Source organism: Synechocystis sp. FACHB-383 (genome assembly GCF_014698605.1).
Taxonomy (GTDB): domain Bacteria; phylum Cyanobacteriota; class Cyanobacteriia; order Cyanobacteriales; family Microcystaceae; genus Synechocystis; species Synechocystis salina.
Genome location: NZ_JACJTJ010000058.1, coordinates 50,737 through 68,366, shown reverse-complemented (window position 1 = coordinate 68,366; position 17,630 = coordinate 50,737). Strand labels below are relative to the sequence as shown.

The 17,630-nt window shown below is 49.4% G+C and carries 22 protein-coding genes; 15 read left to right on the top strand and 7 right to left on the bottom strand.

Translation table 11 applies throughout. The annotated features are described in order from the left end of the window. Positions 1-327: 327 nt before the first annotated feature. On the bottom strand, positions 328-1,146 hold the full coding sequence (locus H6G45_RS18010) for a HEAT repeat domain-containing protein (protein WP_190599765.1): 819 nt from the start codon (positions 1,144-1,146) through the stop codon (positions 328-330). 54 nt (positions 1,147-1,200) lie between these two features. Next, complete coding sequence (locus H6G45_RS18005; protein WP_190599764.1) at positions 1,201-2,025, bottom strand: fumarylacetoacetate hydrolase family protein; 825 nt, start codon at positions 2,023-2,025, stop codon at positions 1,201-1,203. A gap of 305 nt (positions 2,026-2,330) precedes the next feature. Here H6G45_RS18005 and rpsF point away from each other — a divergent pair, with 305 nt between their 5' ends. Then, entirely contained in the window at positions 2,331-2,672 is a 342-nt protein-coding gene (rpsF, locus tag H6G45_RS18000) for a 30S ribosomal protein S6 (protein ID WP_010872311.1), read from the top strand. 27 nt (positions 2,673-2,699) lie between these two features. Here rpsF and H6G45_RS17995 read toward each other — a convergent pair whose 3' ends face one another. Further along, entirely contained in the window at positions 2,700-3,173 is a 474-nt protein-coding gene (locus H6G45_RS17995) for a hydrogenase maturation protease (RefSeq protein ID WP_190599763.1), read from the bottom strand. Positions 3,174-3,399: 226 nt separating this feature from the next. On the opposite strand from H6G45_RS17995, the gene clpS reads away from it, so the two are divergent. Then, on the top strand, positions 3,400-3,696 hold the full coding sequence (gene clpS / locus H6G45_RS17990; RefSeq protein WP_190599762.1) for an ATP-dependent Clp protease adapter ClpS: 297 nt from the start codon (positions 3,400-3,402) through the stop codon (positions 3,694-3,696). 132 nt (positions 3,697-3,828) lie between these two features. Here clpS and H6G45_RS17985 read toward each other — a convergent pair whose 3' ends face one another. Next, positions 3,829-4,467: an exopolysaccharide biosynthesis protein gene (locus H6G45_RS17985; RefSeq protein WP_190599761.1), complete on the bottom strand. Its 639-nt coding sequence runs from the start codon at positions 4,465-4,467 to the stop codon at positions 3,829-3,831. A 93-nt stretch (positions 4,468-4,560) separates the two neighbouring features. Continuing rightward, positions 4,561-5,625: a D-alanine--D-alanine ligase family protein gene (locus H6G45_RS17980; protein ID WP_190599760.1), complete on the bottom strand. Its 1,065-nt coding sequence runs from the start codon at positions 5,623-5,625 to the stop codon at positions 4,561-4,563. A 136-nt stretch (positions 5,626-5,761) separates the two neighbouring features. Between H6G45_RS17980 and H6G45_RS17975 the strand changes: the two genes are divergently transcribed. The 9 genes from H6G45_RS17975 (at position 5,762) to H6G45_RS17935 (ending at position 13,433) form a co-directional block, all read left to right on the top strand. Next, positions 5,762-6,736, top strand: a complete 975-nt coding sequence (locus tag H6G45_RS17975; protein WP_228024203.1) for an ABC transporter permease — start codon at positions 5,762-5,764, stop codon at positions 6,734-6,736. 78 nt (positions 6,737-6,814) lie between these two features. Further along, the gene (locus H6G45_RS17970) at positions 6,815-6,991 is read left to right on the top strand and encodes a hypothetical protein (protein ID WP_190599758.1); all 177 of its coding nucleotides are present in this window, start codon (positions 6,815-6,817) and stop codon (positions 6,989-6,991) included. 43 nt (positions 6,992-7,034) lie between these two features. Then, positions 7,035-7,313: a hypothetical protein gene (locus H6G45_RS17965; protein WP_190599757.1), complete on the top strand. Its 279-nt coding sequence runs from the start codon at positions 7,035-7,037 to the stop codon at positions 7,311-7,313. A 9-nt stretch (positions 7,314-7,322) separates the two neighbouring features. Next, positions 7,323-7,640 (top strand): DUF6825 family protein, encoded by a 318-nt coding sequence (locus H6G45_RS17960; RefSeq protein ID WP_190599756.1) that lies wholly within the window; start codon positions 7,323-7,325, stop codon positions 7,638-7,640. Between the two features lie 10 nt (positions 7,641-7,650). After that, positions 7,651-8,124, top strand: a complete 474-nt coding sequence (locus H6G45_RS17955; RefSeq protein ID WP_190599755.1) for a type II toxin-antitoxin system VapC family toxin — start codon at positions 7,651-7,653, stop codon at positions 8,122-8,124. 2 nt (positions 8,125-8,126) lie between these two features. Further along, positions 8,127-8,315 carry a hypothetical protein gene (locus H6G45_RS17950; protein WP_190599754.1) on the top strand — a complete coding sequence of 63 codons (189 nt, stop codon included), beginning with the start codon at positions 8,127-8,129 and terminating at the stop codon, positions 8,313-8,315. 48 nt (positions 8,316-8,363) lie between these two features. Further along, positions 8,364-10,121: an AarF/UbiB family protein gene (locus H6G45_RS17945; protein WP_190599753.1), complete on the top strand. Its 1,758-nt coding sequence runs from the start codon at positions 8,364-8,366 to the stop codon at positions 10,119-10,121. A 53-nt stretch (positions 10,122-10,174) separates the two neighbouring features. Further along, complete coding sequence (locus H6G45_RS17940; protein ID WP_190599752.1) at positions 10,175-10,939, top strand: PP2C family serine/threonine-protein phosphatase; 765 nt, start codon at positions 10,175-10,177, stop codon at positions 10,937-10,939. 28 nt (positions 10,940-10,967) lie between these two features. After that, positions 10,968-13,433 (top strand): endonuclease MutS2, encoded by a 2,466-nt coding sequence (locus H6G45_RS17935; RefSeq protein ID WP_190599751.1) that lies wholly within the window; start codon positions 10,968-10,970, stop codon positions 13,431-13,433. Here the strand turns inward: H6G45_RS17935 and H6G45_RS17930 are convergent. Continuing rightward, positions 13,421-14,308, bottom strand: coding sequence for a LysR family transcriptional regulator (locus H6G45_RS17930; RefSeq protein WP_190599750.1), 888 nt, complete (start codon positions 14,306-14,308; stop codon positions 13,421-13,423). The two genes, H6G45_RS17935 and H6G45_RS17930, sit on opposite strands and share 13 nt — an antisense overlap. Before the next feature lie 129 nt (positions 14,309-14,437). On the opposite strand from H6G45_RS17930, the gene H6G45_RS17925 reads away from it, so the two are divergent. Together H6G45_RS17925 and H6G45_RS17920 are read left to right on the top strand one after the other, a co-directional pair. Continuing rightward, the gene (locus H6G45_RS17925; protein ID WP_190599749.1) at positions 14,438-15,136 is read left to right on the top strand and encodes a pirin family protein; all 699 of its coding nucleotides are present in this window, start codon (positions 14,438-14,440) and stop codon (positions 15,134-15,136) included. Positions 15,137-15,184: 48 nt separating this feature from the next. Continuing rightward, entirely contained in the window at positions 15,185-15,421 is a 237-nt protein-coding gene (locus tag H6G45_RS17920) for a CDGSH iron-sulfur domain-containing protein (RefSeq protein WP_190599748.1), read from the top strand. Positions 15,422-15,632: 211 nt separating this feature from the next. Here the strand turns inward: H6G45_RS17920 and H6G45_RS17915 are convergent, their stop codons facing one another. Then, positions 15,633-16,382, bottom strand: a complete 750-nt coding sequence (locus H6G45_RS17915; protein ID WP_190599747.1) for an NYN domain-containing protein — start codon at positions 16,380-16,382, stop codon at positions 15,633-15,635. 80 nt (positions 16,383-16,462) lie between these two features. Here H6G45_RS17915 and H6G45_RS17910 point away from each other — a divergent pair, with 80 nt between their 5' ends. Further along, positions 16,463-16,702, top strand: coding sequence for a hypothetical protein (locus tag H6G45_RS17910; protein ID WP_190599746.1), 240 nt, complete (start codon positions 16,463-16,465; stop codon positions 16,700-16,702). 73 nt (positions 16,703-16,775) lie between these two features. Further along, positions 16,776-17,594: an Rpn family recombination-promoting nuclease/putative transposase gene (locus tag H6G45_RS17905; protein ID WP_190599745.1), complete on the top strand. Its 819-nt coding sequence runs from the start codon at positions 16,776-16,778 to the stop codon at positions 17,592-17,594. Positions 17,595-17,630: the final 36 nt, after the last annotated feature.

Genomic DNA, 17,630 nt, shown 5'->3' with positions numbered 1-17,630 from the left:
AATCTGTTGAAAAGTTAGCAGAAATTGGTGTTATGCTGAATTCTGCTACAACTAGACAGAACTATTTTACTCATTGTTGTTACTGTGCCAGCTAGATGCGGAATCCGCCGTAACAAGAATTTCGTAAGTCAATCCTAGTGACGAAAAATCTAAGCTCGACTTTGTCCATTTAAAAAACCTTGGCGATTATTCTAAAAGTCTCTCAAGGTAATGCCTCTGACTTTTCAAACGCCGCTGTTTGATGGCAATGTTGAGAAAGTCTAAAGTAATGCATCGAGAAACCTCACTCTCTCGTTTGGGTTTTAGAGAATTTGGACAAAGTCGAGCCTAGAGCAAACTATCCATTAAATTTAGAATTTCTCTGCTGGCTGGACTGAGCGCCTTGGACTCAGAGCATTCTTGCTTTTGCTGATGGGCAGCCCACAGGTCTCGCAGGGCAATTAACTTGAGACTATTTTCTGCAAAGGCTTTGGCGATCGCCTGGGCACCGGATAAATAGCCAGTGGCGCCTAAATCCATCATGGCGGAACGCCGTAGTTGTAGTTCTGCTCCCCCTAGAGCGGTAATGAGAAGATCACCGTAGTGGTTATCCCCAGTTAACTGGAATAGGGCTCGGGCGGCGGCGTATTGAACTTTCGGGGAAAAATGATCTAAAAACGGCTTAATTAAATCAATGGATTCAATGGCACAGAGAGCACCTAAGGCTTCAATAATGGCCTCGTAGGGTTGGGCTAAATGGGGTTTACCTTCCACAAGCTGGGCCTTTTCTAGCCCTCCGGTTAATTTGGCCATCAGAGGGTCAATGGCCCGGTTATCCCCTAAACCTTCCAACGCCTGGGCCGCGGACTCCCGCACATAGTAATCTTCACAGTCCAATGCTTTGATCAAGGACGGCACCACCTGGCGATCGCCTAATTTTCCTAAGGCTTTAGCTGCATTGCGTCGCAGGGGATAACCACCGTCCGGGGAGCGATCAGTCTCATCTTCCAGGGCTACTAACAAAGCGGCAATGGTTTCCGGTTGGGCGGCCCGAAAACGGCCAATCCACCAGGCCGCATAGTATCGGGCACTGGTATCTTCTGTTTGTTGTAAATTGGCGATCGCCTGGTCGAGGGTGTAGGCGGGGTTAAGGTTGGGTTCACTCATGGACAGGGAAAAATTTTCGGTCAACAGGGGACAGGAACGGCGGGCAGTTAATAGTTAGCCATCGGCTTCCAACTCCACCGTTTCCAGTAACTCTGGGGCAGGTAAAGGGGGCGCAATGATGGTATTGGTTAAATTGCCAATGCCCTCAATTTCCACCTCTACTTTGTCTCCTATCTGGAGAGAACTAATGCCCTCTGGAGTACCGGTCAAAATTACGTCGCCTGGGTACAGGGTCATCACCTGGGAAATGTAGCTCACCAATACGGGGGGCGCAAACACCATATCGCTGATGGCCGTGGCTTGCCGGGGAGTTTCCTCATCATTAACGATGGTTTCCAGATGGGCCTCCGGATCAATGTGGCGCACCACCCAGGGCCCCAGGGGACAAAAACCATCAAAGCCCTTTGCCCTCGTCCATTGGGAATCCTGTCGCTGCAAATCCCTGGCCGTAATATCGTTGGCAATGGTGTAGCCCCAAATGGCACTAACCGCTTCTTCTTCGCTAATGTTTTTCACCTGTTTGCCAATAATGACGGCCAATTCCCCTTCATAGTCCACCCGTTGGGATTGGGGAGGGTAAACAATAGCTTCCTGGTCAGCGGCGATCGCCGAAGGAGGTTTGAAAAACAAGAGAGGTTCCGTTGGCACATCGTTACCCAATTCTGCCGCATGGGCCCGGTAATTGCGCCCCACCGCCACAATTTTAGAAGGCTCACAGGGAGCCAATAAGTGGTAATCCCCTTCACTGACAGCCGTATCTAGGGCTTGACCCCCCAACCAAGGTGCCGCACTTAACAAAATCACACTGTGATCCAATTGGAACAAACCATAATGGACGGTGCCAGAGTCAGCCTGGATACGAACGTAGCGTTGGACCATAGTGGTGTCAAAGAAAGTGATTAGGGGGACAGCCAATGCTCAACTTTTGTCTAAAGTCAAAGCTGGAGCAGGATGTGAGTCCACGGATAGGCTAGTGGTTAGGGTTTAACTGTGACATTGACCCCTAGCTCCCCGGCCACCCTAACGAGTATGATAAAAGATCCTTGCTTTTACTCAAACTTTGGTGTCAGCTAGCCATGGGTTTAGCGGTGGTGACGGTTCTCCCGGTGGGGACTGGCCAATGCTGACTATGGTGGTCGCTGCTCCACGCCTGAGTTTAAGCCCTAAAGTCCATAAGGAGTCATGTGCTTGTGAATAGTTACGAACTGATGGTAATTCTCCGTCCCGACCTCAACGAAGAACGGGTCAGCCAAGAAGTTACCAAATACCAAGAATTTTTGACCAACAACGCCGCCGAAGAGGTTTCGGTCAAAGTCTGGGGCAAACGTCGCCTCGCCTACCAAATCCGTCGCTTCAACGATGGCATCTATGTTTTGTTTAACTTCAACGGTGAGGGCCAGCAGATTGCTTTAATTGAGCGGGATATGCGTCTTAACGACAATGTGATGCGCTTTTTGAGCATTAAGCTCACCCCAGAAAAACCAGAAAAAGAGAAAAAAGCTAAAGCTGTGGCCGTAGAAGCCTAACTCTTCAATTCCGAGTTTCCCCTGGCTTTATATTTCCCCCAGTACCAAGGGGCGGATCTTGGCTAAGGCTTCAGCTTGGGCCATGGCGGTCAGGGGGGATAAGGTTTCCCCATAGTCAAAGGTAAAGGCCGGAATCAATATCCACCAAGCCTGCACCTCAACGCCGTAGAGGATTTTGGCTAGGGCCATCAACTCCAGCGGACTGCCCCGGTGTCCCAATTCCCCAGATATTTGCTCCGGCGGCGGCAAATACAACGGTTGGCATTGCACCAATGGTGAACTTTGGTCTTGGTGCCATTGGGCGTCGATGAAAATTACCTGCTCCACAGCGGCGATCGCCTCGGCCAATTCCGGCGTCAGTTGGTGGGTGGAAATAACCCGACAATGGGGCCAATTCTTTTGAGCAATTTCCTCCGCTAGGTAACGCCCCACGCCATCGTCCCCCCGCAGGGTGTTGCCGTAACCGATCACCAAAGTGGGCCGAGGGGATGTAGCTGTCATACCGTTGCCATTAATGTCCTGGGACGGGTGGGGAAGACTAGAAAAGATCCTAGAGTAGGTTTGCAAAACTTGCTCACCCCACAGGTTTGGAGGAAAACTAGCTCAAAATTCCCCATTATGGGGAGATTGAGGAAATAAATTTAAACCCCACTAACAGGCCCCTAGCAAGGGAGCAATGGGGTCAGGATAAAATTTGATTATCAGTCTCAGCAACCGGATTACTGTCGTGATTAGCAACGCCGCCACCAGCACCCCCGATCGCCTAACTAGCACAGTCCGCAAAACCTATCCCAACTTTAAGGTAATTGTCCTGAACGACGATTTCAACACTTTCCAGCATGTGTCCGATTGTTTGATCAAATATATCCCCGGCATGACTGGCGATCGGGCTTGGGAATTGACCAATCAAGTACACTTCGATGGTTTAGCTGTGGTGTGGGTGGGGCCCCAGGAACAGGCGGAATTGTACCATCAACAACTACGGCGGGAAGGTTTGACCATGGCTCCCTTAGAAAAGGCCTAAGTTTTAGTTTGCCTTCTACATTGACTTACTAAAGTCTCGGCGATGCTGGAGGCATTTTCTCTAGTTTTCCCCCAAGTTTGGAGACGTAGGGGGAGTATTAAAAAAGTTTCTAGCCTTATCTTTCCAACCTTTTCACGCTCCCCCCAGTTGCATTTTTAGCCAGTCTTTGATGATGTCGATCATGGTGATGCCGCCATTGAAGAAAACATAAATCACGGACACCATTAGCACTCCAATCAAAACGGAAAAGATCATCCCCGCCCCAGTGATTAAACCGTCGTCCTCCTGCAGACCAAAACCAGTGATGAAAATAGTCATGGCCGGTAGGGTATTGGTGCCCGGAATGGGAATCATCATGGAAATGGCCATGGAGCCAATGGTAATGCCCATGAGCACTCGACCCAGCCGACTTTGACAAACGAAGGGTAAGCGGGGGTGGGCGATCGCCTCTAATCTTTTCAACCACGGCACACCGGCTTTGACAATGCCTTGGGCTTTGCTGGTTTTAATGGTTTTGCTTTGCCAGGACAGGGGTAACCATAACTGCTGACGACCGGCGATAAGTTGGATTGCCACCAGAAAAATTAGTACCCCAAAGGGGGTGGAGTAACCGGGGGCTGGTAGAGGCAGAGCAGAGGGCAGAGAAAGAATAACCAAGACAATGCCAAAAATTTTCTCCTTGGCGATCGCCAAAACCTGGGCCAGGTTCACCGTTGGGCCACGGTCTTCCTTAAAAAAGTAATCCTGCAATTCCTGGGACAAACGGGCCATACTGATGACAAATAAAGCTTTGGAGGTGAAAAATTTCGTTTCGTTTTTTAGCGGATAGTAAGCGGTGATTCCGACGGATTACCGGCAACCAATCTATGCGTGACTGGAGCGGCCGTGGTAATCCAATGCCAACTGCAATAATCGATCCACTAAGCTAGGAAATTCTACCCCAGAAGCTCGCCATAGTTCGGGATACATACTAAAAGCGGTAAAACCGGGCAGGGTGTTAATTTCGTTGATCACAATGTGCCCTGTGGCCGGTTGATAAAAAAAGTCCAACCTTCCCAAACCAGCGGCGTCAATGGCTTTAAAGGCCTGGATGGCCATGGTCTGAATTTTACTCACCACCTCCGGAGGTAAATCGGCCGGGATGTGCATTTGCGAGCGCCCATGGGTGTATTTAGTTTCATAGTCGTAAAAGTCACTGTCGTAGGTAATTTCGCCAATCACTGAGGCCTGGGGATTTTCGTTGCCCAACACCGCACATTCCACTTCCCGGATATCCATTAAACCTGCTTCCACAATGATGCGGCGATCGTAACTGGCGGCGTTATCCAGGGCCACTTCCAATTCGGTGCGATTACGGACTTTGGCAATGCCGACGGAGGAACCTAAATTAGCCGGCTTAACAAAACAGGGATAGCCCACCTGGGCTTCGATTTTGTCGCATAGGGCGGGAAAAACACAGGGATTAGACCAAACTTCCCCCCGTTCCACCCCCATGTAATTCACCTGGGGCAAGCCCGCCTGTTCAAAAACCATTTTCATGGCCAATTTATCCATGCCCACACAGGAGCCCAGCACCCCACTGCCCACATAGGGCACTTGCATCAAACTAAATAGTCCCTGCACAGTGCCATCTTCGCCGTTGGGGCCATGCAAAATGGGGAACCACACATCCATTTGGGCTGCTGCGGAGGGAAATTGCCATCGTTGTTGGGGCGTAACGGGTTGATCGCCTAGGGGAAGACCTTGACTTAGTACATTCTGGGAAGCTTCCGGCCCTAGCCAAACGCCATTTTTTTGAATGTAAAAAGGGGTTACTTGGTATTTTGTTTGGTTATCGCCGTTGGCCAATGCTTTGGCGATCGCCTGGGCGGATTTGATCGAGACTTCATGCTCCCCAGAACACCCACCAAATAACAGCCCCACACGCATGGCAATCCCCTGAAAAATTAAGCTTAGATTGATTTATTCCGCATAGCCTATCACAAAAGTCTAAGCTGTCAGTGACGGAAAAAAATCCCCCTTTTGTGCTTAATTAAACTGGCGCTCTCCTTTGTGGTCCATGCCTATGCCCCCTTTGCCCCCCGCCGTTGGCCTCATCTGCAAACGTTTGGCGATCGCCGTCATTACCCTGTTGGGCATTAGTTTAGTAATTTTCAGTTTGCTAGCCCTCGCTCCCGGTAATCCCCTGGGGGAATTAGCCACCAATCCTTCCATTTCTCAGGAAGTGCGGGACAATTTGCGCCGCAGTTTAGGGCTGGATCAACCGTTACCGATCCGTTATTTAAAATGGCTCTGGAGTCTTTTGCAGGGGGATTTGGGCTATTCCTTCACCAGTCGTAGTCCCGTCATGGATTTAATTGGCCAACGACTCCCCACTACCCTCTGGCTAATGGGTACTGCCTACCTGATTAGTTTGGCGATCGCCATTCCTTTGGGGGTGACAGCGGCAATTTATCGGGGGCGATGGTGGGAACCTCTGATTAGCGGCATTAGTTTGATGGGCTTTTCCCTACCCACTTTTTTAACGGGGCTGTTATTCATTCTCATTTTTAGTGTGCAACTGGGGTGGCTCCCCTTCATCTACGACAGTACCCTGGCAGTGAATAGCATGGCCAGCTTGGGGGAACAAATTCGCCAGTTGTTGATGCCGGTGGCGGTGTTAGTGTTTTATCAGTCGGCGGTAATTCTCCGGTTTGTGCGCTCAGCGGTCTTGGAAGAATTGCCCCAAAACTACATTCGCACTGCCTACGCCAAGGGTTTGGGTACCTGGGGAATGCTCAAAAATCACCTCTTGAAAAACGCGTCCTTACCCCTAATCACTCTGATTGCCTTGGATGTACCCACCATTTTTACCGGAGCCCTGGTAACGGAACAGGTTTTCCGGGTACCCGGCATTGGGGCGTTGCTCATTGAATCCATTTACCGCAGTGACACCCCGGTGGTGATGGCAGTAACCTTTCTCTATGCGGTTTTAATTGTCTTTTTCAGTAGCCTGGCGGACTTAATTTACCAACTGGTGGATCCCCGCATTCGCTGGTGATGGGGGAATATCACCATTGTTAGCCCGGCTGAAAAGGGCTATAAATCAAAGGTGACCCCTTAAATTTCCTTAATCACCATGCTGGATAAAACTACTTTGCAAGAAAGCATCCTGACCATCAAACAAAAGCGTAAATTCCTCGAAGACCTGGCGGAGCAACCTAACTTAGGCATCCTTTCCCTGGACGTTTCCCAAGCTTTGGCGGAATTAGATGACTTGATCGAAGATTTTGAAAACACCTTCCCCGATGCCTAGGCTGACCCTTTGTTTACAGTTAGCAAATAGTTAACTTCATAGTATGCGTATTTTTGCTCCCCATCCCCTGTGGCAAACCCTTGTGTTCACGGCGGGTATTATGTTGGCGGCAGGCATGGGCTTTGGCATGGCTCTACGGTCGGCTCCCCCTAGGGTAGTGACAGATGCAGATCCTACAGTGCCTACGGAACCCCAGGACGGCGGCGGAATGTTCCGGTCTGAGCAAGGTTTCCCTCCCCAACCGGACTGGAACTTAGATTCCCAGGGGGAGGATGAGAATCAGGGTGGGGCACGTTATAATTCTTTACAAATGCAACCATAGAAAAAGTCCATGCAAAACCAAGTCCTCCAGGCCTTTTTTCTCGGCCGTGCCTTTGCCGAAGTCCTCAGCGAAAAGGTAGAAGACGGCGTCACCAATGCCCTGAGTGAGTTGGGCAAGTTTGATGCGGAACAACGGGAAAACCTCCGGCAGTTCATCACCGAAGTACAGTCCCGGGCGGCCAATGATGTCACCCAGGAAGGGGCGGCGATCGCCACGGTGGATGGCCCCGTAACCGCTGACGAGTTGCAAGAAACATTAGATAAACTGCGGGCGGAAATTGCCAGCTTGAAGTCTGAGTTGAAAACCTACCGGGATAGCCAGGGTTAACCAAACTTTCATGGCTGAAACTGTTTACCTAGAAACCAGTATTTTTGGCTACCTGACTGCGAGGCCCAGTCAGAATTTAATTTTGGTGGCCAACGTAGGGGTGACCAGGGAATGGTGGAGCCTAAAAAGAGCGGATTTTAGCCTTTATGCTTCTGAGTTTGTGGTGGAAAAAGTTTCTAAAGGGGACCCTGAAACGGCCTCAGAGCGGTTGAAATTACTTAAGGGAATAACCCTGTTACCTGCCACGCAATCTGCTACAGATCTAGCCATAAAGTTTTTGAACCAAAGTAGCCTGCCTCCAGATGCTGATGTTGATGCTCTTCATATTGCCATTGCTTCAGTTCAGCGCCTTGACTACCTACTAACATGGAATTGTAAGCATATTGCCAATGCTCAAATTCAAAAAAAGTTGGCGCAAATAAGTGGCGATTTTGGCTTCAAGCTACCAATATTATGTACCCCCTATGAACTTCTAGGAGATTAGCCATGTTTAAGGATGAAATAGTTGAAGAAATTCACAGAATTCGTCGAGCCTACTCCGAGTCATTTAACCATGATTTACAGGCAATGTACGAAGATATAAAACGGAGGGAAGCTACCAGTGGTCGCACCTATGTAACCCCTAATTTTTCCCCTGAGTCTGAAGAAAAGGAATCCTCAGTTTCCGAAGTCTGACTTTTGTTCGCTTGTCTATCTTCCATTTAGCCCTTTCTTAATATCAGTGTGTCTGCCCTATCCACTAAGCTTGAGCCCACAGCATCCTATTCCAATTCCCCACCTCCTCAACGGCGATCGCCCCTAGAAGCAGAGGGTCGGTATCGTTGGAATCGGGGTAACTATTCCATCACCCGGCGGCGCATTGACATTTGGGGCTTTGTGCTGACTTTGCTGTATCAATTTTGGTTAAACGGCAAAAAATGGAGCTATGCCGGGGGCTACACGGAAGAAAAACTCCAGCAACGGCAGCGGCGTCAGGCCAAATGGATTCGGGAAAATCTCCTCAGCCTTGGCCCCACTTTCATTAAAGTGGGCCAGCTATTTTCCACCCGTTCCGACCTGTTTCCGACGGAATATGTAGAGGAACTTTCCAAACTACAAGACGAAGTGCCCGCCTTTAGCTACGAACAGGCCGCCAGCATTATCGAAGGGGAATTAGGTAAACCGATCACCACTCTCTACCGTAGTTTTGACCCCGTGCCCCTGGCGGCGGCTAGTTTAGGGCAGGTGCATAAGGCCCAGTTACATACGGGCGAAGATGTGGTGGTGAAAGTGCAACGGCCAGGGCTGAAAAAACTATTTACCATTGACCTGGCCATCCTGAAAAAAATTGCCCAATATTTCCAAAATCATCCCAAATGGGGCCGGGGGCGGGACTGGAACGGGATTTATGACGAATGTTGCAAAATTCTCTGGCAGGAGACGGATTATCTCCGGGAAGGGCGCAGTGCTGACACCTTTCGGCGTAATTTCCGGGGGGAAGATTGGGTTAAGGTGCCCCGGGTCTATTGGCGCTACACCTCCACCCAAATTTTGACGTTGGAATACTTGCCCGGCATTAAAATTAGCCATTACGATGCCCTAGAAGCGGCGGGGTTAGAACGAAAAGAGCTAGCCCAACTGGGTGCCCGAGCCTACCTGTTCCAATTGTTAAACCATGGCTTTTTCCACGCCGATCCCCACCCTGGTAACTTGGCGGTGAGCCCCGAAGCTGGAGCCCTGATTTTCTATGACTTTGGCATGATGGGGGAAATCACCCCGGACACAAAAAACAAACTCATGGATACCCTGTTTGGGGTGGCGGAAAAAAATGCCGAGCGCATTGTCAATTCTCTAGTTGCCCTGGGAGCCCTCAAGGAAACGGAAGATATGGGGCCCATCCGGCGATCGGTGCAATTTTTATTGGACAACTTCATGGATAAACCCTTTGAAGAACAGTCCATTACTAAAATTAGTGACGACCTTTACGAAATTGCCTACGATCAGCCTTTCCGTTTTCCCGCCACTTTCACCTTTGTGATGCGAGCTTTTTCGACCCTGGAGGGAGTGGGGAAAGGATTAGATCCGGATTTCAATTTCATGGCTGTGGCCCAACCCTTCGCTCTCCAAATTATGAACAATTCCAATGGTTTTAACCCCGCCAGTAACATCATGGATGAACTGGGTCGCCAGGCGGTGCAAGTGGGCAACAGTGCCCTGGGGTTACCCAGGCGCATTGAAGACAGCCTCGATCGCCTAGACCGGGGAGATATCCGAGTCCGGGTTAGATCCACAGAAACCGATCGCCTCCTGCGACGAATGGGTACCATGCAAATGGGCACCAACTATGTTTTATTTACCTGTGCTTTGGTGTTGTCGGCCACGCTATTGTTTGTAAATAATTATTTTGTAGCGGCGGCGGTTGTGTTATTAATATCATTGGTGCCAGCCTTTGCCCTCTGGCGATTATTAAAACGCCTGGAAAGACAAGACCGGATGTTTTAAAAGACAAGCACTCTCTCTCTGCCAACCAAAACTAATCCAATTTTCTAAGGCCTGTGACAGAAGTGAATTTATCAGTTGTTAGTAGTAGTTCCACGGGGCAAACGGATCCCGGTCTGGTTCGTCAGTACAATCAGGATAATTTTTACCTTGATCCGGAGGGACGATTCTACATTGTGGCCGATGGCATGGGGGGACACGCCGGCGGAGAAGAGGCTAGTCGCATTGCGGTGGAAAGGGTGCGGGATTACTTAGACACCTATTGGCGATCGGAGATTACCTCGGAACAATTGCTCAGGGATGCCCTGATGGATGCTAACGAGGGTATTCTCGAAGACCAAAAAATCAACCTGGAACGGCGGGATATGGGCACCACCGCAGTGTTAATTGCCTTTAGGGACGATGGCGCTTGGCGGGCCCATGTGGGGGATTCTCGCCTGTATCGTTTGCGGAATCAGCAATTGGAGCGGGTAACGGAGGACCACACCTGGGTGGCCAGGGCCCTAAAAATGGGGGACATTGACCCTACCCAGGCCAAAGCCCATCCCTGGCGTCATGTGCTGTTTCAATGTTTGGGGCGGCAGGATTTGAATTTTATCGAGGTGGAAGCCCTGGATGCCCAACCGGGGGACACTTTTCTGATGTGTAGCGATGGCTTAACGGAGGAAGTGCCCGATAATCTGATTGAAAAAATCCTCGCCAGTCAAGGGGATTGTGATCAGCAGGCCGCCCAATTAATTGAAGAAGCCAAAAATGCCGGTGGCTCAGACAATATCACCATAGTGCTAGTGGATTTGGCTGAGGATACCCCGGAAAGTTAATAGATTAGTATGTCTTAAGAAATAAAGAGTGAGTGATTCCATCAATTTAACCATTGCAGAGGAGACCTTAGCCCTGTTGGAATGGCCGAGGCTCTGTCAGCATTTGTCCACTTTTACCCAAACTCCCCTGGGGGCGATCGCCGCCCGCTATTTGTTGCCTCCCGACCAATGGCAAGAAAGTCAGGCCTTGCTGGCCCAGACCCAGGCGGTGGAGCTGATTGAAAATTCCCCGGAGAGCAACTGGCATTTTAAAGGCATTGCCGATATCACTGAACCGTTAGCCCGAGTAGAACGGGGCGGCTTGACCACGGGGCTGGAACTGTTGGCGATCGCCAGCACCTTGGCCGGGGTGAGAAGATTGCGACGGGTCATTGAAGAACGGGATGACCTGGAAATTTTGCAAACCTTGGTGGCAGAAGTAAGAACCCTGCCGGAGTTGGAACAGGCCATCCACCATTGCCTTGGGGAAGATGGCAAAGTGGCGGAGCGGGCCAGCCCTAAATTAGGGGAAATTCGTCAAAAATTAAAAGCCATACGGGAGCAAATCCAGCAAAAACTGCAAAAAATTATCCAGCGCCAGGGCAATGCCCTCCAGGAGGCGGTGATTACCCAACGGGGGGACAGATTTGTTTTACCCATCAAAGCGGGTTACAAAGAACAAATGCCCGGTATTGTCCACGATAGTTCCGCCAGTGGTAACACCCTTTATGTGGAGCCTCAAGCCATTGTGGAATTGGGCAATAAGCTACGGCAAACCCGTCGCCAAGAGCAAACGGAAGAAGAACGGATTTTAAGGCAACTCAGTGACCAAGTGCTGGAAGTGTTGCCGGATTTGGAACATCTGTTGGCGATCGCCACCCGCTTGGATTTAGCTACGGCCAGGGTTCGTTATAGTTTCTGGCTGGGGGCCCATCCCCCCCAATGGTTAACTCCAGGGGATAACAAACCAATTACATTACGACAGTTACGCCATCCCCTGCTCCATTGGCAAGCGGAAAAGGAAGGGGGACCAGCGGTGGTCCCTATCACGTTGACCATTGATGCCCAAATTCGGGTCATTGCCATTACGGGGCCCAATACGGGGGGAAAAACCGTTACTCTCAAAACCCTGGGCTTAATTGCCCTGATGGCCAAAGTGGGGCTATATATTCCCGCCAAGGAGCCGGTGGAATTACCTTGGTTTGCCCAGATATTGGCAGATATTGGGGATGAGCAGTCTTTGCAACAGAATCTTTCCACCTTTTCGGGGCATATTTGCCGCATTATCCGCATTTTGCAGGCTCTTCCCCATCAATCGGATGATGTTGACCAGGCAATTGAATCCCCAGCCCAGGTTGTGTCCCCTTCCTTAGTTTTGCTGGATGAAGTGGGGGCCGGCACCGATCCCACCGAAGGCAGTGCCCTGGCGATCGCCCTATTGCGTCACTTGGCCGACCAGCCCTGTTTAACGGTGGCCACCACCCATTACGGGGAACTGAAGGCGCTGAAATATCAAGATGCCCGCTTTGAAAATGCGTCGGTGGAATTTGATGACCAAAGTCTTAGCCCCACCTACCGTTTACTTTGGGGCATTCCCGGCCGCTCCAATGCCCTGGCGATCGCCCAACGTTTGGGATTGCCCCTGGCCATAGTTGAAGAGGCTAAGGACAAATTAGGCGGTTTTTCTGAAGACATTAACCAAGTCATTGCCGGGTTGGAAAGTCAGCGGCGGGAACAGGAACAAAAGGCGGCCAATGCCCAAAAATTACTCCAAGAAACGGAAATCTTTTATGAACAGGTTTCCCAAAAAGCGGCTAGTCTGCAGGCCAGGGAAAGGGAATTAAAGTCCTACCAAGACCAGGAAGTGCAACAGGCGATCGCCGCTGCCAAGGAAGAAATCGCCAAAGTTATCCGCCAACTACAACGGGGTAAACCCAGCGCCCAAAAGGCCCAACGAGCCACAGAGGCCCTGGGGGAAATCCAAGCTGAGCAAAAGGCCATGGTGGCCATTAAACCCTTGGGTTATCAGCCCATGGTGGGGGAAAGAATTCGTATTCCCAGCTTTGGCCAAACTGCGGAAGTGACCCAGGTCAATGGCGCTGCCCAAACCGTTAACGTCACCCTCGGTCTGATGAAAATGACTGTGCCCATGGCAGACATTGAATCCCTCGACGGCAAAAAGGTGGAACCTCCCCCCAAGCCGGAACCGACACCGAAAAAAGTTAAAGCTGGGCCCCAAGCAACGGAAGCTAAATCCCCCCTGGCGGTGGTGCGGACAGAAAAAAATACCCTAGATTGCCGTGGCGATCGCCTAGAACGAGCCGAATCTCGGGTGGAAAAGGCCCTGAACCAAGCCTTAGATTCCGGAGTATTGTGGATTATCCATGGCAAAGGCACCGGCAAATTACGCCAAGGGGTGCAGGAATACTTGTCACACCATCCCCTGGTGAAAAGTTATGCCCTAGCGCCCCAGAATGAAGGGGGATCGGGAGTAACCATTGCCTATTTGCGGTAGTGGGTTTTGAGAAACTCAGTAAAGAGTTTAACTTTGGTGGCCAGGTGGCGGTTAACCGGATAAACCATGGAAACAGTTAATTCCCGTAGGCAATAGTCCGGCAAGATGACCTGCATTTTTCCCGCTTCCAAATAGGGTTGGACAATAAACTGGGGCAACAGCGCAATGCCCAAACCCTGGGCCACGGCGATCGCCAAAGCCTCCCCATTATTGGAGCAAAAACTACCGGAGACCGATACGATTTCTTCCCCCCCTTGATTGAGCAACCGCCACTGACTGCCCGTGCTGAAATAACCATAGAGCAAGCAATTATGGTTTTTCAAATCCCCCGGAGTTTCAGGCATACCTGATCGAGCTAAATATTCCGGTGACGCACAAAGCAGTAACTTAGTCTGGCACAAGGGCTGGGAAATCAAACTAGCCGATGCCATCGGTTGGGCAATGCGAATTAAGAGGTCGTATCCCTCGGCAATCGCATCCACAAATCGATCCTCCAAAGTTAACTGGACTTCTACTTGGGAATGTAAAGCCATAAACTTCGCCACCAGCGGCGCAACGTACATAGTGCCAAAGGTCATGGGCGCATTAATCCGCAACAGACCCTTCGGTTCCCCATGGAGTTGGGACACTGACAATTCCGCCTCCTCCAAATCTGCCAAAATTTGCACCGATTTTTCATAAAAGGCTAGCCCTGTGGGAGTAAGGGTAACTTTACGGGTACTGCGGTGGAGAAGCTGTATTTTAAGTTCATTTTCTAGGGCAATTACCATCTTATTCACTGCCGATCGCCCCAAATTCATTTTCCTCGCCGCCGCCGCAAAACTGCCCTCCCGCACCACCTGGGTAAAGGCATAAATACTTTCAAGTTTGTCCATTGATTTCCTTATTGTCCCTATTCTAGATACAATCTGCATTTAAATTAGCATATTGTCTTTATTGGAGATGCAAACTAGAATGGGAACCAAGGTCACAAACCTCAACCGACAAAAATAACGGAGGTCACCATGATCACACTCCGCCCCTCCGAAGCCCGGGGTCGTGGCAAACTCGACTGGCTAGATAGTTATTTCAGCTTTTCCTTTTCCCATTACTATGACCCCGCCCACATAAATTTCTCTAACCTGCGGGTCATTAACGAAGACTACATCGCCCCTGGTAAGGGTTTTGCCACCCATGGCCATCAAGACATGGAAATTATTACCTATGTCTTGGAAGGGGAACTAAAACATCAGGACAGCATTGGCAATGGTTCAATTATCCGTCATGGGGATGTGCAGCGCATGAGTGCCGGCACCGGTATTCTCCATAGCGAATTTAATCCCTCCCCCGACCAGTCTGTTCATCTATTGCAAATTTGGATCACTCCCAACCAATTGGGGGTGGAACCCAGTTATGAGCAAAAGTTTTTTTCCACCGAGGACAAACAGGGCAAATTACGACTAGTGGCATCCCCCGATGGCCGAGATGGTTCCGTCACCATCCACCAAGATGCTTACGTTTACGCCTCGGTCCTAGGAAAGGGGGAAACGATTAGCTACAGCCTATCGAACCGTCAGGCTTGGCTACAGATTGTCCGAGGTCATCTGACATTAAATGGGAAAACCTTCAAAACCGGGGATGGAGCAGGCATTAGCGGAGAGCAAACCATCACCTTTACTGGCCAAGAAGGGGCAACGGAATTTTTGCTGTTTGACTTACCTTAGTTTTGTCAACTTTAGCCAATTTCACTAACATCCTGAGAGGAGAAAATAATGACTGAACCAACAGTTGCAGATACAAAACCCATCGTTATGGAGCTTGAAGCAGGAGACTATTATTGGTGTGCCTGTGGCAAGTCTGCCAATCAACCTTTCTGCGATGGCAGCCATAAAGGTACGGGTTTTACTCCGAAAAAGTTCACCCTGGAGGAATCCCAAAAAGTCACTCTCTGCCTTTGTAAACACACAGATAATCCCCCCTACTGTGATGGTAGCCATACCAAACTTTAACCATTGATCAATTGACCTAGCCACTAATTTTTTTGGTACATCTTCTATTTTTGAGAATTAACCTTGCAAGGGGAAGATGTGCCCCGGCGGGTCGTCAAGGTTATTGTAATATTGACTATGCTGCTCGATTCTTCTCTGTCTAGATTAGCAACGATGGCTAGTTTCCGTCCAATAGGATATTGAAATATTTCTGCGATGGTGAGCCCTAGAATTATGATTTGAATGGAGCAGATTTTTTCTGCTTGTTCCTGACGTAAATTGCCCTATTTTTGCGCTCAATTTCAAATAGGTCGATCGCTTCAAACAAACTACTTAGTTTGGCGTAACCATAGTTGCGGGAGTCAAAGGATGCCTGATTTTTAATGTGGCCACCGATTTCCGCTAAGCTTGACCAGCCATCGTCATCAATGGTGCTGGAAATAGCACTCCTGAGTAAACTAATTAATTTTGCGTCCTGTTTCAATTCCTTCCCAGTTTTTTTAACACTGGTGGAATTTTGGAGGGCCCCTTCAGAATTTTCAATTTGATCAATACTTTCTAGGTATAAAAATGTTGAACAAGCATAAACAAAGGGCAAAGGCGTTTTTTTCTCACCAAATCCATAAACCTTGAGTCCATTGGTCAAAATTCGCATCACTAAGGGGGTAAAGTCACAATCACTTGATACAATGGCAAAAGCATCTAACCGCTGGGTATAGAGTAAATCCATGGCATCAATAATCATGGCAGCATCAGTGGCATTTTTACCCTTGGTGTAATCAAACTGTTGCACGGGACGAATGGCATATTCATGTAAACACTCTTCCCAGGCTTTTAGGTTAGGGCTTTTCCAGTTGCCATAGGCTTTACGAATATTGGCCACTCCATACTTGGCAATTTCCGATACGATCGCCTCAATTTTGGACGCAGGGGCATTATCCGCATCAATTAGCAGGGCAATGTTTGATTCCGATTGCGGCATACTTCTCCAAAAAGGGACAATTACCTAGGAATTCTAACTCTAATAATAGTCAAGCAATTAATGGAATTATCTGAAAGCCTATGTTTTTGTCGTCCTGGAGAGGTTTAGAGCAAAAGTGTCTGGGCGGGCGGTATGTCCTACAGTCTTTACTGGGCACTGGCGGCTTTGGGGCAGTGTTTCTGGCGGAATGCGTTGACGATCCGGCGATCGCCTGCAACACCCTCAATGCAACGGTGGTAATCCACGGTGCCATCAAATATAGACCCCACAGAAAGCCGGGCTTTAGCCGGTTATACTTTCCCGCCAATCAGCACCCATAATGCGCAGCCGGTTATCGTCATACCGAATTACTGGATCTTTTTCTCCAATGGCGATCGCCAGTAAAATTTCGGTATGTTTGATAATCTCTGTAAATTCCTCGCCGAATCATTTTCCGAAGACTATGCCGCGTGGTTGTTGGGACGACCAATCAAATTGACCAAGCTCAGTCCGACGGAACTATCTTTGGAGCCAATTCGGGCTGATTCCCTGATTTTGGAGCAATCGGAAGACTTAGTGTTACATCTGGAATTCCAAACGGAGCCTGACCCCACCATGGGTTTTCGGATGCTGGACTATCGGGTGAGGGTATATCGTCGTTTTCCCCAGAAGACGATGCACCAATTTGTCATCTACCTAAAACGTAGTAGTAATGACTTGGTTTATCAGGATAGTTTTCAGGTAGGGGAGACTTTGCACCGTTATCAATCGATTCGGCTCTGGGAGCAGCCATCGGAAGCATTTCTCCAAAGTCCAGGACTATTGCCCCTAGCGGTATTGACCCAGACCTCTGACCCCGCATTAAAATTAAGGGAAGTGGCGACTGCACTGGATCAGATTGAGGATAATCGAGTTAAGGCAAATCTTATGGCAGCAACCTCGGTTTTTGGAGGAATTCTGCTGGCCCCTGAGCTTATTAGAACAATTTTAAGGAGTGAAATCATGAAGGAATCTGCTGTCTATCAAGAAATCTTACGGGAAGGGGAACAACGAGGCTTACTCAAAGGCAAATTAGAGGGCAAACTGGAAGGGAAACTAGAAGGTCGGCTGGAAGCAAAACTGGAAACCATACCCTTGCTGAAGAAATTAGGCCTGACGATCGCCGAAATTGCCAAGGAATTAGATATTGATGTTGAACTGGTTAATAAATTCGTTGCTAACCAAAATAATTAAGGGTTGAAATGGTCATTCGCCGGAATATGGCTTATT